The organism is Rhodococcus sp. KB6 (assembly GCF_001445685.1).
Classification (GTDB): domain Bacteria; phylum Actinomycetota; class Actinomycetes; order Mycobacteriales; family Mycobacteriaceae; genus Rhodococcus_F; species Rhodococcus_F qingshengii.
This window is the reverse complement of record NZ_LNAK01000043.1, coordinates 412,746-426,308: the sequence shown is the minus strand read 5'-3', so window position 1 is coordinate 426,308 and position 13,563 is coordinate 412,746. Positions and strand designations below refer to the sequence as shown.

The 13,563-nt window shown below is 63.0% G+C and carries 14 protein-coding genes; 10 read left to right on the top strand and 4 right to left on the bottom strand.

The genetic code is table 11. The features are described 5' to 3' along the window. The first annotated feature begins 31 nt into the window (after positions 1 to 31). From ASU23_RS09120 to ASU23_RS09110, 3 genes are all read left to right on the top strand, one after another. Entirely contained in the window at positions 32 to 505 is a 474-nt protein-coding gene (locus tag ASU23_RS09120; protein ID WP_007733878.1) for a DUF4334 domain-containing protein, read from the top strand. Between the two features lie 29 nt (positions 506 to 534). Further along, a complete protein-coding gene (locus tag ASU23_RS09115) occupies positions 535 to 1,623 on the top strand; it encodes an NAD(P)-dependent alcohol dehydrogenase (RefSeq protein WP_058037900.1) in 1,089 nt (362 codons plus the stop codon). A gap of 84 nt (positions 1,624 to 1,707) precedes the next feature. Further along, a complete protein-coding gene (locus ASU23_RS09110; RefSeq protein WP_082661367.1) occupies positions 1,708 to 2,907 on the top strand; it encodes a low temperature requirement protein A in 1,200 nt (399 codons plus the stop codon). A 1-nt stretch (position 2,908) separates the two neighbouring features. On the opposite strand, the gene ASU23_RS09105 is transcribed toward ASU23_RS09110, so the two are convergent. Further along, entirely contained in the window at positions 2,909 to 3,493 is a 585-nt protein-coding gene (locus tag ASU23_RS09105) for a hypothetical protein (RefSeq protein WP_003940111.1), read from the bottom strand. Positions 3,494 to 3,538: 45 nt separating this feature from the next. Then, a complete protein-coding gene (locus tag ASU23_RS09100; protein ID WP_020908916.1) occupies positions 3,539 to 3,916 on the bottom strand; it encodes an MmcQ/YjbR family DNA-binding protein in 378 nt (125 codons plus the stop codon). 99 nt (positions 3,917 to 4,015) lie between these two features. On the opposite strand from ASU23_RS09100, the gene ASU23_RS09095 reads away from it, so the two are divergent. Next, positions 4,016 to 4,462, top strand: coding sequence for a hypothetical protein (locus ASU23_RS09095; protein ID WP_003939955.1), 447 nt, complete (start codon positions 4,016 to 4,018; stop codon positions 4,460 to 4,462). Between the two features lie 99 nt (positions 4,463 to 4,561). Beyond that, positions 4,562 to 5,152, top strand: coding sequence for a DUF937 domain-containing protein (locus ASU23_RS09090; RefSeq protein ID WP_003940105.1), 591 nt, complete (start codon positions 4,562 to 4,564; stop codon positions 5,150 to 5,152). A 57-nt stretch (positions 5,153 to 5,209) separates the two neighbouring features. On the opposite strand, the gene ASU23_RS09085 is transcribed toward ASU23_RS09090, so the two are convergent. Continuing rightward, the gene (locus ASU23_RS09085; RefSeq protein ID WP_164490635.1) at positions 5,210 to 6,394 is read right to left on the bottom strand and encodes an MFS transporter; all 1,185 of its coding nucleotides are present in this window, start codon (positions 6,392 to 6,394) and stop codon (positions 5,210 to 5,212) included. A 147-nt stretch (positions 6,395 to 6,541) separates the two neighbouring features. Here ASU23_RS09085 and ASU23_RS09080 point away from each other — a divergent pair, with 147 nt between their 5' ends. The 5 genes from ASU23_RS09080 to phoU all read left to right on the top strand — a co-directional run bounded on the left by ASU23_RS09080 (position 6,542) and on the right by phoU (position 12,681). Further along, positions 6,542 to 7,417 (top strand): LysR family transcriptional regulator, encoded by an 876-nt coding sequence (locus ASU23_RS09080; protein WP_080726688.1) that lies wholly within the window; start codon positions 6,542 to 6,544, stop codon positions 7,415 to 7,417. 131 nt (positions 7,418 to 7,548) lie between these two features. Further along, the gene (locus ASU23_RS09075; RefSeq protein ID WP_003940492.1) at positions 7,549 to 8,508 is read left to right on the top strand and encodes an acyl-ACP desaturase; all 960 of its coding nucleotides are present in this window, start codon (positions 7,549 to 7,551) and stop codon (positions 8,506 to 8,508) included. Positions 8,509 to 8,589: 81 nt separating this feature from the next. Beyond that, on the top strand, positions 8,590 to 9,732 hold the full coding sequence (gene dusB, locus ASU23_RS09070) for a tRNA dihydrouridine synthase DusB (protein WP_003939756.1): 1,143 nt from the start codon (positions 8,590 to 8,592) through the stop codon (positions 9,730 to 9,732). Positions 9,733 to 9,882: 150 nt separating this feature from the next. Continuing rightward, complete coding sequence (locus tag ASU23_RS09065) at positions 9,883 to 11,913, top strand: LCP family protein (RefSeq protein ID WP_058037760.1); 2,031 nt, start codon at positions 9,883 to 9,885, stop codon at positions 11,911 to 11,913. Positions 11,914 to 11,985: 72 nt separating this feature from the next. Beyond that, entirely contained in the window at positions 11,986 to 12,681 is a 696-nt protein-coding gene (phoU, locus tag ASU23_RS09060) for a phosphate signaling complex protein PhoU (RefSeq protein ID WP_003940130.1), read from the top strand. Positions 12,682 to 12,773: 92 nt separating this feature from the next. Here phoU and ASU23_RS09055 read toward each other — a convergent pair whose 3' ends face one another. Beyond that, complete coding sequence (locus ASU23_RS09055) at positions 12,774 to 13,520, bottom strand: SDR family oxidoreductase (protein ID WP_058037759.1); 747 nt, start codon at positions 13,518 to 13,520, stop codon at positions 12,774 to 12,776. Positions 13,521 to 13,563: the final 43 nt, after the last annotated feature.

Here is a 13,563-nt window from a genome sequence, read left to right as displayed (position 1 = left end):
CGTGCCACTTACCGTCGACTCGAGGAGAGACATGAATCTCGACGAAGCCCGAACTGCTTTCGCCCGGCTCCGTGCTGCGGAAAGTGGTGTATCACCAGCAGAACTCGACGAAGTGTGGGCCGCGCTGGAAACCGTCGCCGCCGAAGAAATCCTCGGCGAGTGGAAGGGTGACGACTTCGCCACCGGTCACCGTCTTCACGAAAAGCTGTTCGCGAGCCGTTGGTACGGCAAGACCTTCAACTCGGTCGAGGACGCCAAGCCGTTGATCTGCCGAGACGAAGACGGCAACCTCTACTCCGACGTCAAGAGCGGCAATGGCGAGGCAAGTCTGTGGAACATCGAGTTTCGTGGCGAAGTCACGGCGACGATGGTCTACGACGGCGCGCCGATCTTCGACCATTTCAAGAAAGTCGACGATTCGACGCTCATGGGCATCATGAACGGAAAATCGGCGTTGGTTCTCGACGGCGGACAGCACTACTACTTCCTGCTCGAGCGAGCGTGATTCGCGCCGAACAGAATTCGACGTCCGCCATGCAGATGACAGCGGCGCTCTCACACGGCCCGCACTCCCCCTTCACACTCGACACCGTCGAGATCGACGAACCCCGCGCAGACGAGATCCTGGTTCGCATCGTCGCGACCGGCCTGTGCCACACAGATCTGTTCACGAAGTCGGTGCTACCGGAAAGACTCGGCCCCTGCGTGTTCGGACACGAAGGGGCGGGGGTGGTCGAGGCCGTCGGCTCGTCGATCGACAGCATTGCGCCCGGTGATCACGTGTTGCTGAGCTACCGCAGTTGCGGTGCGTGCAGGCAATGTCTCAGCGGTCATCGGGCGTACTGCGAAAGCTCACACGCGCTCAACAGCTCTGGCGCACGCACCGACGGCTCGACGCCGATCCGGCGAGACGGAACCCCGCTACGGTCCGCCTTCTTCGGCCAGTCCAGCTTCGCGGAATACGTCATCGCCTCTGCCGACAACACCGTCGTCGTCGATCCTGCGGTGGACCTGACCGTCGCAGCTCCGCTCGGCTGCGGGTTTCAAACCGGCGCCGGCGCGGTACTGAATCTGCTTCGCCCCGAGCCCGACTCGACGTTTGTCGTCTTCGGGGCAGGCAGCGTCGGACTCGCAGCGCTGCTGGCGGCGAGGGCTGCCGGCGTTTCCACCCTGGTCGCCGTGGACCCCGTTGCGCAGCGGCGCGCACTCGCCGAGGAATTCGGCGCCGTCACTGTCGATCCCTCGAATGAAGATGTGATCGACGCGGTCCACGCCGCCACCGACGGAGGTTCGACACATTCCCTCGACACCACCGGAATCGGCTCCGTGATCAATCAAGCCGTCACATCACTTCGAGCACGGGGAACACTGGCGGTAGTCGGACTCGGAGCGTCCACGGTCGAGATGAACATGGCCGACATCATGCTGAGCGGAAAGACAATTCGAGGATGTATCGAAGGAGAGTCGGAAGTCTCGACGTTCATCCCCGAACTCGTCGAGCTCTTCACTGGTGGCCGGTTTCCGATCGACCGCTTGGTGACGCGCTACGCCTTCTCCGACATCAACAAAGCCGTCGAAGATCAAGCGTCGGGGCGCGTCATCAAACCCGTTCTCGTGTGGTGAGGGGCGAAATGTCTCATTCGTCGACCCGACGGAATTCGCCCTAGACTGCGCTCCTGCACTAGACGTCGGAGCAAGGTGGGGACGATGACAGAACACACCAGTACGGGCGCGGGCCACGGCCGGGCCGTTATGCCGATCATCCGGATGCGCGCACGCAGCCGCGACGAGAACCATCGCGCATCGACACCACTCGAACTGTTCTTCGACCTGTGTTTCGTGGTTGCAGCCGCACAGGCCGGAGTTCAACTGGTGCATGCTGTTGCCGAGGGCCACTACGCCGACGGCATCGCCGGCTATATGTTCGTCTTCTTCGCGCTGTGGTGGGCGTGGGTGAACTTCACCTGGTTCGCGTCTGCCTACGACACGGACGACGTCCCCTACCGGGTCGCGACCTTCGTACAGATTTGTGGCGTGCTCGTCTTCGCCGCGGGAATCCCCGACGCATTCGACGGAACCGACCGTACGACGGCCATCGTCGGCTACCTCATCATGCGAATTGCGCTCACCTGCCAATGGCTTCGAGCCGCCAGCGGTGAATCCGGTGCAGCGCGAACCACTGCTCTGCAATATGCCGCCGGGCTCGTGATCGTCCAGGCCGGCTGGATCGTGCTGCTCCTGATGCCGGCGTCGGCGTGGATTCCGGGCTTCTTCGTTCTCATGATCGCCGAACTCGCGGTGCCGGCGATCGCCGAACGCAACCACCAGACGCCGTGGCACCCGCATCACATCGCCGAACGCTACGGCCTCTTCACCATCATCATGCTCGGCGAAACCATCGCTGCCGCGACCATCGCGGTCCAATCCGGCATCCGGGATTTCGACGCCGCCGATCTACTGATTCCGATTGCCGTCGGCGGAGTTCTGATCGTGTTCTCCGCGTTGTGGATCTACTTCGCCGTCCCGATCCACGAGTACCTCGCAGACCAAGGCAATCGCGCCGTCCTGTTGTGGGGATACGGGCACTACTTCGTATTCGGATCCGCTGCGGCCATCGGCGCCGGCATCGAAGTAGCCGTCGAGGAAGCAGTTGGCGAAGCGCACATTTCGACGTTCGCAGCATCTGCCGCGGTCACGATTCCGGCCGCGATGTTCCTGATCTTCGTGTGGCTCATGCATTCACGCCACTTCAAGCGCGACAGGATCGAGCAGGCCGTTCTATCGGTGAGTGCAATCCTGGTTCTCGCCTGCACATTTGCCGGACACTGGGCTGTCCCGCTCGCCGGACTGGTGGCGGCGGGAACCGTCGGAGTCGGTGTCGGCCTGAGTACTCGGTCGAAGAGCTGACTCAGATTTCCGGAGCCGGAGCCTCGCCCTTGCTCTGCGGCTCGTGCTGCTTGAGCTCACCGCGCATCTTGTCGAGATCCTTTCCACGCTTTTTGTACATGTAGCCGAGCGCGACAAGTCCAAGGAACAACGCAACGCCCAGGACGGCACCGACAACGGATGCTCCGCGGAATCCGGGGCCGTCGACGTCGAGGATCCGCTCGCCCGCATGCGCAGCGTTGTTGTTGCCGAGAACAACTGTCAGAGAGAGCAGATTCGGCAGCGCGAAGATCACACCCAACGCGAGAGCCGTGATCTGCATGATTCGAGCATGCTTGCGCTTGCGCACCTGCCAGACCGCCCGGAAGAAGATGAGCGGGACCAGGGTGCACACGAGACCGAACAGCAGCCCCCACGCGATTCCGGCGCTGAAACTGCCGTTCGCCAACGACGCAATGCGCTGCGCCCACCAACGCGGAAGGAAGGCGGCAAGGATGAAGTAAGCGATGACCAGGACCACCGCCATCACTGCGATCCCGATGGCCTTCTTCGCCCACGGCGGCATGCCCGGTTTTGCGGTGGCCGGTGAAGTTTCCGGTGTCGTCATGACAATTCCTCGTCTAGTCGGCGTCTGTACTGACGAATCTATCTGTTACGGGCGTTCCTCATCCGCATCGAGAACGATCCGGGCAAGCCGCTTCGGCGCAACGAGGGTGAACGAGGTGTAGATCCACTCCTCCAGTTGCGACCATTTCTCCTCGGAAACGTCGGTGCCGATGTCGAGTGCAACCCACCCGTGTCGACCGAGTCCGTAGCCCGCAGCACTTGCGCCTGGTTCGGTGGCCACCACCGCTTCGGCTTCCTCCTTGCTCAGCTTGACGGTCAAGGAGGTGGCTTCGAGGTTGCAGAACACGAAGTTCTTGCCGCGGACCCGGAACGTCGGGTGGCCGTCCCACGCTTCGATGTCGACGCGCTCCGCTTCCGGCAGCGACAGCGAGATCTCTTCGAGTCGACGCATGTTGTCGGGCATGGAGACGATTCTGCACGCTCGATACCGAGCTTGACACCCGCGACACAGCTAGGCTCGGCGACGACCGCGTCACCGAACTCCGAACACAGGGAGACTGGCATGCGCACGTTAGTTCATCTCGTTCTGCTCATTTGTGGAATCGCCGTTGCCGTCGGCTCGTTCATGTACGTACTGGCCGGGGTCAAACCCGACAACGTTCGCCTCGAGGACCTGCGGGACGGCTTTCCGGCAGGGTGGGCAATCGAGCAACTCGGCGATCAGTCCGTGACCTTCTACCGGTCGATGGCGATACTTCTGCTCGCCGCCGCCGTATTGATTCTGATCGCCGCATTGTTCGGTTCTCGCATCGCAGCATGGATCGGAATTATCGTGGGATTGGGGACTCTTGGCACGTTCTACTACCGCGTGAACGATCAGTTCGACAATGTCATCAGGGAAAACTACTCCACGATCCTGACAAATCAGACAGGATTCATTCTGACGGCCGGCGGACTGATTCTCGCTCTCCTAGCGTGCCTGGTCCCCCGCGAGAAGACCCGAGCCTGACCGCTCGGCAACCGGAGGGTTACCGTCGACGCCGACATTCACTAGTGTCTGCAACAGCCGGGTACTGACGAGTAGTACCCCAGAAGAGGTAGGGCATCAATGGCATCGCTTGACGACCTTCTATCCCAGATCCCCATCGACCAGATCGCGCAGCAACTCGGCGTCGACCAGGCAACTGCCGAATCGGCGGTCAAGACTGCACTTCCGACCCTCGTCGGTGGCCTCGGCGCCAACGCTCAGGATCCCGCCGGCGCAGCCTCACTCGAAAGTGCGCTGCAGTCGCACGCCGACACCAGCCTTCTCGACGACGGCGTCGACATCAGCAAAGTCGACACCGCTGACGGTCAGAAGATCGTCTCGAACATCTTCGGCGGCAACACCGATCAGGTCGCCAGCGCACTGGGCGGTGTCGGTGGCGGCGGTGGAAACGATCTGGTGAAGCAGTTGCTGCCGATCCTCGCTCCCATCGTCCTGGCTTACCTCGCCAAGCAGTTCACCGGTGGCGGAGCCGGCGCGCAGACCCAGGCCTCCGGTGGCGGCGGACTCGGGGACCTCCTCGGCGGAATTCTCGGCGGCGGCGGCAATTCCGGCGGCGGCATCGGCGGAGCACTCGGCGGTATCTTGGGCGGATCCGGGGGCGGCGGCCTCGGAGACCTGCTCGGCGGCCTCCTCGGCGGCGGCAAGAAGTAATTCGCTCGACAGATTCGCACTGCGGCGATCCCGTTCGGGATCGCCGCAGTGCTCGGTTCAGTCAACCGTCGAAGATCGAAACATCCTCAGTGACAAGGCAAACGCAACCAACAGCAGCGCGCCCACAAAAGCACTGACCCCGACCCAACCGCCACCCGCGTATGCAAGACCCGCGAGGGCGCCCGCCACGGACGAACCCGCGTAGTAGGCAAACAGATACAACGCCGACGCCTCGGCCCGGTGATCGGTAGCGATCAGCCCCACCCAACCGCTGGCCACCGAATGTGCGGCGAAGAATCCTCCGGTGAAGAGCAGCATCCCCACGAGCGTCAACGCCAGATTGTCCGGAACGGTCAGTGCCAGGCCGATACCGATGACGACAACCGACCCGAGCAGCACGCTGCGCCTACCCAGTCGGTCAGAGGCCCCGCCGGCTACCGCCGAGGTGAAAGTTCCGGCAAGGTAGAAAAGGAACACCAGGCCCACAAGCGCTTCAGGAAGGCCGAAAGGTGCTGCCGTGAGCCGAAACCCGAGGAAGTTGTAAATCGACACGAAGCCGCCCATCAGGATGAATCCCAAAGCGAAGAGTGTTCGCAGCGACGGGTTCGCAAGGTGGCGTCGTAGATTCGACGCGATCGTGCGCGCCGATATCGGTTGCGGGCGAAAGAACTTCGACGCGGGAAGCCGCCGGATCATGTTGAGCGCGAACAATGCCGACAGCGCGGACGCAGTCAACAGCGCCCAACGCCACGTACTGAAATCGACGACGGCCGACGGCACGAGCCGTCCGATCAGCCCACCGATCGTCGTGCCGGCGACGTACCTTCCCATCGCTGCACCGAGGTCCTTCCGATCGACCTCCTCGGCCAGATAGGCCATCGCCACCGCCGGGACACCGGCCAGAGCCAATCCTTGTGCTGCGCGTCCGACCAGCAGAACCTCGATCGTCGGACTCAGCGGCAGAAGTAAACCGATCACACAGGACGCCGACGCCGACGCGATCATCACCCGCGTGCGACCGAAGCGCTCGGAGAGCGCACTGGCCGGAATGATTGCCAACGCCAACATGCCCGTCGTCGCCGAGACGGACAGCGCAGACACCGCAGGCGAGACGTGGAAGTCTTCGGCGAACGCAGGCAGCAACGCCTGTGCCGCGTACATCGAGATGAACGTCGACAGCCCGGCCGCGAACAACGCAACGGTCACGGTTCGATATCCCGATGTTCCGCGGCGAAGCGGCATCACTTCGGATTCGATCACATTCTCGACAGTCACCACGTACCTCCAGGCATCACTTACCTCCGGCAAGAATCCTCCCGCCCCGACTTGGCAAAAGAAAATGCATAAACTTGGTGTTCTATATGCTCTGGGGGTATATAGATTGGGTTCGTGATGCTGACCGAAGACCTCGAATGGTTTGTCGTGCTCGCCGAAACCCAACAGGTGACCGCTACCGCGGATCTGACTCACCTGTCGCAGCCGACCCTTTCGCGCAAACTCGCTCGCCTCGAACGACAGATCGGCGTGACACTCTTCGACCGTCAGGGACGCCGACTCGAACTGAACCGGTACGGCGAGATCCTCTATCGACATGCTCGCATCGCACTGCGTGCCCTCGACGCCGCGCAGACCGAAATCCAGTCGCTGGCGAGCCCCGAGAGCGGCACGGTCCGACTCGACTTCCTCCACTCGTTCGGCACCTGGTTGGTGCCGCACATGCTGCGCGGATACCGCGTCGAGTATCCCGGAGTGCGATTCGAACTGCATCAGGACAGCGCGCAGTTCCTGGTCGACAGAATCGCCGCCGGCACGTCCGACCTGGCCGTCGTCTCGCCTCAGCCGCGCGATCCGCAGGTGGCGTGGATGCAGATCGCCCAGCAGTCACTGGCATTGGCTGTTCCGGCTGATCATCGCTTTGCGAAGTTGCATTCGGTCGAGCTTGCGGACGCGGCCGACGAACCGTTCATCGGTATGCATCCGAACTTCGGGATGCGAAGAATTCTCGATGAACTGTGCGCGGCCGCAGGATTCACTCCGAATTTCGTCTTCGAGAGCAGCGAGCTGGCAACGGTCGGCGGACTGGTCTCCGCGTCCTTCGGTGTCTCGGTCATGCCGGTTCAGGATCCACCGATCTGGGCCGAAGGAGTCGTCTATGTACCGATCGAAGGAGCACAGCGAAAAATAGGGCTGATCTGGTCGAAGAGTCGCAAGCTGTCCGATCCCGCCCGGACGTTCCGCGACTACGTCGAAAGAACGACTTGGTAGTGAAAGTGCCCCCGGATAACTACGGATCGGTAACATCCCTCGAGGGGAGCAATTTTCATGCCATTCTTTTCAAACCTACGGTGCCGTAGGCTGGGGCGAAGTCGCGCATTCACTCAACATGGAGGCAAGAAATGACGAGGATTCTGACGCAGCTGGAGCTGCTACAAGAGCTGCAGCCGGTTGCCGAGGAGAACGTCAACCGCCACATCTCCATGGCCAAGGAATGGCATCCACACGACTACGTTCCGTGGGACGAGGGCCGTAACTTCGCAGCCATGGGCGGCGAAGACTGGAGTCTCGAACAGTCACAACTCGGCGAGGTAGCTCGCGCCGCGATGATCACCAACCTGCTCACCGAGGACAACCTGCCGTCGTACCACCGTGAGATCGCCGAGAACTTTTCGCAGGACGGTGCCTGGGGAACGTGGGTCGGCCGGTGGACCGCCGAGGAGAACCGCCACGGCATCGTGATGCGTGACTACCTCGTCGTCACGCGCGCAGTCGACCCCGTCGAGCTCGAGCGCTTCCGCATGGAACACATGACAAACGGTTACAGCGCACCCATCGACGAGGGCGACGCCGGCCTGCTGCACTCGGTCGCCTACGTGACCTTCCAGGAACTCGCGACGCGCGTCAGCCACCGCAACACCGGCAAGGCCTGCGACGAGCCGATTGCCGACAAGATGCTTCAGCGCATCGCCGCCGACGAGAACCTGCACATGATTTTCTACCGCAACATCTGCGCCGCCGCGCTCGATCTTGCTCCCGATCAGGCGCTCAAGGCTGTGGCGAACATCGTCCAGAACTTCCAGATGCCCGGTGCCGGCATGCCGAACTTCCGCCGCAACGGCGCCCTCATGGCCAAGCACGGCATCTACGACCTTCGCCAGCACCTCGACGAGGTCGTCTGGCCTGTCCTGCGTAAGTGGAACATCTTCGAGCGCAACGATTTCAGCGCCGAAGGCGAGAACACGCGCGAAGAGTTGGCGGCCTTCCTCGAGACACTCGCCGCCAACGCGACGAAGTTCGAGGAACAGCGCGATCGCATGCTCGCACGCGAAGCCGCCAAGCGCGAACAGCAGGCTTCTTAGTTTCACCAGCTATTCTGTGCCCGGTACCGGATTCGGTACCGGGCACTTCCAATTGTCACAAGTATTTGTTCAGAGGTAGACATGTCATCCCTTCGTATCGGTTCACTCGAGCTGCACAGCCCCGTGGTCCTCGCACCCATGGCGGGCGTCACCAACGTCGCCTTCCGCACGCTGTGCCGTGAACTCGAACTCGAACGTGCAGGCAGCACGTCCGGGCTCTACGTCTGCGAGATGGTCACCGCCCGCGCGCTCGTCGAACGCCAACCCGCCACGATGCACATGACCACGTTCGGTCCGACCGAAACGCCCAGGTCGCTGCAGCTGTACACCGTCGACCCGGATACGACTTACGCCGCGGCCAAGATGATCGTCGACGAGAACATGGCCGATCACATCGACATGAACTTCGGCTGCCCGGTACCCAAGGTGACCCGCAAGGGCGGCGGATCGGCGCTACCGTACAAGCGTCGACTGTTCGGTCAGATCGTCGCGGCAGCCGTGCGCGCCACCGAAGGCACCGACATTCCGGTCACCGTCAAGATGCGCGTCGGCATCGACCCCGAACATCACACGCACCTCGACGCCGGCCGGATCGCGGCAGCTGAAGGCGCCGCTGCCGTCGCACTTCACGCACGTACCGCGTCGCAGCGCTACTCCGGCACTGCTGACTGGAACGAGATCACGCGCCTCAAGGAACACGTCACCGACGTGCCGATCCTCGGCAACGGCGACATCTTCGACGCCTCGGATGCTGCCCGCATGATGAACGAGACCGGCTGCGACGGCGTCGTCGTCGGACGCGGCTGCCTCGGACGGCCATGGCTGTTCGCGGAACTCAGCGCAGCTCTCAACGGACAACAGATCGCCACGCCGCCGACGCTCGGCGAAGTCACCAAGATCATCGCCCGTCACGCCCAACTGCTCGCCGCACATCACGGTGAAATGAAGGGTCTGCGCGAGCTCCGCAAGCACGTCTCCTGGTACATGCGTGGGTTCCCGGTCGGATCGGATCTGCGGGTCTCGATGGCTCTGGTCAGCACGTTGTCCGAACTGGACGATCTGCTCGGACAGCTCGACCACGACGTCCCGTTCCCCAAGGACGCCGAAGGCCCGCGCGGACGCCAAGGCTCACCCGGTCAGGTAGCACTCCCGGAAGGTTGGCTCGACGATCCCGAAGACGACCTTGTGCCGGTGGGAGCTGACATGATGCACTCGGGTGGCTAGCGAAAACACGCCGTCGGATTACTCACATCACTTTCTGAGTGAAGCACTCAGGATTCACCAGTAATATGGCTCCAGCTTCGTCGACAACCGGTTGACGCCGGCATCTGAATGACGAGTTACTGACAGTCGACGACGGGACAGGTTGCATCGGTGGGTGATGATCACGATTCGGGCCCACCTCCGCCCGAGAGCCGCGCCCCCTGGGAACGTCCGCTCGCAGACAAGCGCTTCCGCAACGCCCGACCGGACCAACCGGCAACGCCCCAGCGCCCTGCCACACCCCAGCGACCAACACCGCAACCACCCAGTCCCCCGGAGCGTCGCAGCAGTGGACGTACCGGGCGACGGGACTCGCCTCCGACCGACGACTCTGTTTCGGTCGCCGAGTTGGTCCGTCGGGTAGGCGACAAGAAGCCGCCACCAGCCCCGGCTACGCCGCCCAAGCCGGCGCCGAACAAATCCGTACCACCCAAGACTCAATCTTCAGCAGCGTCGTCGCCGCCCCCCGCCCGGCCGATTCCCGCCCGTCCGTCCGTTCCGCCCGCCGCTGCGGACTGGATCACCGAAGAACATCCCGTCACCTCCGCAGTGCCGCGGGTAGTCGGTGACACCGGCGCCACTCGTCTGGCGCAAAGCAAGATTCGCCGCCGCCATCGCGCAAAAGTGATCGGCCGATCGGCAGTAGCGTTCCTGGCCGTCATGTCTCTCGCATTGACCGGCGTCGTGTGGGGCTATCTGCGCTCGGTCGAAGGCGGATTCGATCAGATTGCGGCACTCGACACCGAGTCCGACGACATCATCGACGCCGGTGGTCAACTCGGCGACGAGACGTACCTGATCATCGGCACCGATACCCGCGCCGGTGCGAGCGGTGAGATCGGCGCCGGAACCGTCGAAGACGCCGAAGGCGCCCGAGCCGACACGGTCATGCTGGTGAACATTCCCGCCGACCGAAGCCGCGTCGTCGCCGTCTCCTTCCCGCGTGACCTCGACGTCGAACGTCCGATCTGTCAGGGATGGGACAACGACGCCGGCAAGTACACCAGCGAAACCTTCCCGGCAGCGAGCGGCGACAAACTCAATGCGACATACGCACTCGGTGGCCCCAAATGCCTGGTCAAGGTCATCCAGAAGATGTCCGGCCTGAAAATCGGGCACTTCGTCGGAATGGACTTCGCCGGTTTCGAGCGCATGGTCGACACCGTCGGCGGTGTGAACGTCTGCTCCCCCGGACCGATCGAAGACGGCATCCTCGGAACCGTCCTCGCCTCCGGCGGCACGCAGATGCTCGACGGCCGTACCGCCCTCAACTACGTGCGTGCTCGCCACGTCGAAGCCGAGGGCAACGGCGACTACGGGCGCATCACCCGTCAGCAGAAGTTCCTGTCGGCGCTGCTCCGCTCGGCCCTGTCCAACCAGGTCCTCCTGAATCCGAGCAAGCTCAACGGATTCATCAACGCCTTCACCAGCGACACGTTCGTCGAAAACATCGACACCAAGTCACTGGTCACCCTCGGTCGCTCGCTCCAGAACGTCGACGCAGGCGCGGTCACGTTCTTGACGGTCCCCACGGACGGCACCAACGACTGGGGCAACGAGATTCCTCGCACGGACGAGATCAAGTCCCTCTTCCAGGCGATCATCGACGACGATCCGCTTCCGGGTGAAGAGCGCGAGGACACCACACCGTCGTCGACCAGTTCCACGACAACCGCTCCTACGTCCAGCACGCCGCCGGCCGCCACTTCCGTCGAGGCAATGAGCGCCTACAACATCTCGGTCGACGTCTCCAACGCGTCGGGAATCGCCGGGCAGGCCGCGACGATCGCCGACAGCCTCGCGGCTTACGGTTTCCAGATCTCCACGGTCGGTAACTTCAGCGCAGCCACCGGCCTGGCGAATGCTCAAGCGTCGACCACCGTCGTGCGCTACGCCGCAGGTTACGAGGCTGAAGCGGTGACCGTCGCGTCGTCGATTCCCGGCGCGGTTCTGGTTCTCGCTCCGAGCATGGGAGACATGATCGAGGTCGTCGTCGGAAGCAATTTCGCCGGCACCGTCGTCGCCCCCGCGGACCCGGGAACCATCCTGGCGGCAAATCCGACGTCGGTCGACACCAGCACCTCGACGGCTCTGCCCGCCGACATCGCCAGCGTCAACGCCGGCGACACCACCTGCGACTGACACGCGTTCATTCACCTTGCGTTCACCTGGTGCTTGTGACTTGGTCTTTCACGGCACGTAGGCTCTGACCTCATGCGCGTGGCTTACAACGAACAGATGACCGAGCTTGCAGACACGCTCGGCGAGATGGCAGGACTGGCGGGTGCCGCTATGGAGCGCGCCACCCAGTCCCTGCTCCAGGCAGACCTGTCCCTGGCAGAACAAGTAATCGGCGAACACGACAAGATCACCGAACTCAGCACCATCTGCGAGGAGCGCGCGTTTGCGTTGCTCGCCTTGCAGGCTCCCGTTGCCGGAGATCTGCGCTCGGTGGTCAGCGGAATCCAGATCGTCGCCGACATCGACCGCATGGGCGCACTCGCCCTGCACGTCGCCAAGATCGCGCGCCGCCGACATCCCAACCACGTGCTTCCTGAAGAGGTCAACGGCTACTTCGCCGAGATGGGACGCATCGCTGTCTCCATCGGTGCGGCCGCCAAGGTCGTCCTCGAGACCCGCGACCCCGAGCGCGCTGCCCGTCTGCGCGAAGAAGACGAAGCGATGGACGACCTCCACCGCCACCTCTTCACCGTCCTCATGGACCGTGAGTGGAAGCACGGCGTTGCTGCCGCAGTCGACGTCACGCTGCTCGGCCGCTTCTACGAGCGATTCGCCGACCACGCCGTCGAGGTCGGCCGACGTGTCATCTTCCTGGTGACCGGCAAGCTGCCCGAAGAGCCCGAAACCACCGAGAAGGTCGACAACCTCACCTCGTACCCGGATCTCTGAACTACCCGGATCTCTGAACTACCCGGATCTCTGAACCCAACCGTCCACGTGAGTAAAAGGCGGCCGCGCACTTGCGCGGCCGCCTTTCCTATTCAGTTCTCGTGCAACCAGGTTTCCAACGTGGGTCCTGCAGTTGTGGATCCCGGCGCGGGCAGCAAACCCCCACCCTTCATCGCCTTACCCGCTCCCGGCATCGAGATCGGGATCAGCCACTTACGTCGGCCACGGTATTTCAAGATCTCGCGCGTCATGGCCGGGATCTCGAGGACCTCGGGCCCGGCCAGGTCCGGAGCCCTCCCGGTCGGACCGTTCTGAGCGCAGGTCACGAGCGCCTCGGCAACGGTCTTCGCTGCCACCGGTTGTGACCGCATCCGAGGAACCATCGCGATCGGCCCCAGTCCGAACAGCGCGATCGTCTTCTCGCCGAACTCGAACCACTGAGTGGATCGCAGGATCGTGAAAGGAATACTCGACGCTTCCACCGCGCGTTCCTGCGCAGCCTTCCCCTGGTAGTAACCGAAGGACTTCAATCGCGGATCGTCGCAGTTCACGATCGAGAGCAGCACGTGGTGCTTCACGCCGGCTCTGGCTTCGGCCGCGGCGATGTTCTTCGCTGCCGTCTCGAAGAACTCGATTGCCTTCTTGGCACTGTTGGTGACGTGATCACTCACGTCGACGACCACGTCGGCACCGACAAATGCTTCGTCCAACCCCGCACCCGTGGAGATGTCTACTCCCGTCGATCGAGCGGCGGCGACGACGTCATGGCCCCCGATTTTCGCCTGCTCGACGACCAGCTTTCCCATCTGGCCGGTTCCGCCCAGAACAACAATTCGCATGATGCCTCCGTCAAACCCGTGCGCCCGGCTCTCTTCGGCCTGG

Coding starts and splice junctions, on each gene's coding strand:
- ASU23_RS09120 (WP_007733878.1), top strand. CDS start 32: ATGAATCTCGACGAAGCCCGAACTGCTTTCGCCCGGCTCCGTGCTGCG.
- ASU23_RS09115 (WP_058037900.1), top strand. CDS start 535: ATGCAGATGACAGCGGCGCTCTCACACGGCCCGCACTCCCCCTTCACA.
- ASU23_RS09110 (WP_082661367.1), top strand. CDS start 1,708: ATGACAGAACACACCAGTACGGGCGCGGGCCACGGCCGGGCCGTTATG.
- ASU23_RS09105 (WP_003940111.1), bottom strand. CDS start 3,493: ATGACGACACCGGAAACTTCACCGGCCACCGCAAAACCGGGCATGCCG.
- ASU23_RS09100 (WP_020908916.1), bottom strand. CDS start 3,916: ATGCCCGACAACATGCGTCGACTCGAAGAGATCTCGCTGTCGCTGCCG.
- ASU23_RS09095 (WP_003939955.1), top strand. CDS start 4,016: ATGCGCACGTTAGTTCATCTCGTTCTGCTCATTTGTGGAATCGCCGTT.
- ASU23_RS09090 (WP_003940105.1), top strand. CDS start 4,562: ATGGCATCGCTTGACGACCTTCTATCCCAGATCCCCATCGACCAGATC.
- ASU23_RS09085 (WP_164490635.1), bottom strand. CDS start 6,394: ATGCCGCTTCGCCGCGGAACATCGGGATATCGAACCGTGACCGTTGCG.
- ASU23_RS09075 (WP_003940492.1), top strand. CDS start 7,549: ATGACGAGGATTCTGACGCAGCTGGAGCTGCTACAAGAGCTGCAGCCG.
- dusB (WP_003939756.1), top strand. CDS start 8,590: ATGTCATCCCTTCGTATCGGTTCACTCGAGCTGCACAGCCCCGTGGTC.
- phoU (WP_003940130.1), top strand. CDS start 11,986: ATGCGCGTGGCTTACAACGAACAGATGACCGAGCTTGCAGACACGCTC.
- ASU23_RS09055 (WP_058037759.1), bottom strand. CDS start 13,520: ATGCGAATTGTTGTTCTGGGCGGAACCGGCCAGATGGGAAAGCTGGTC.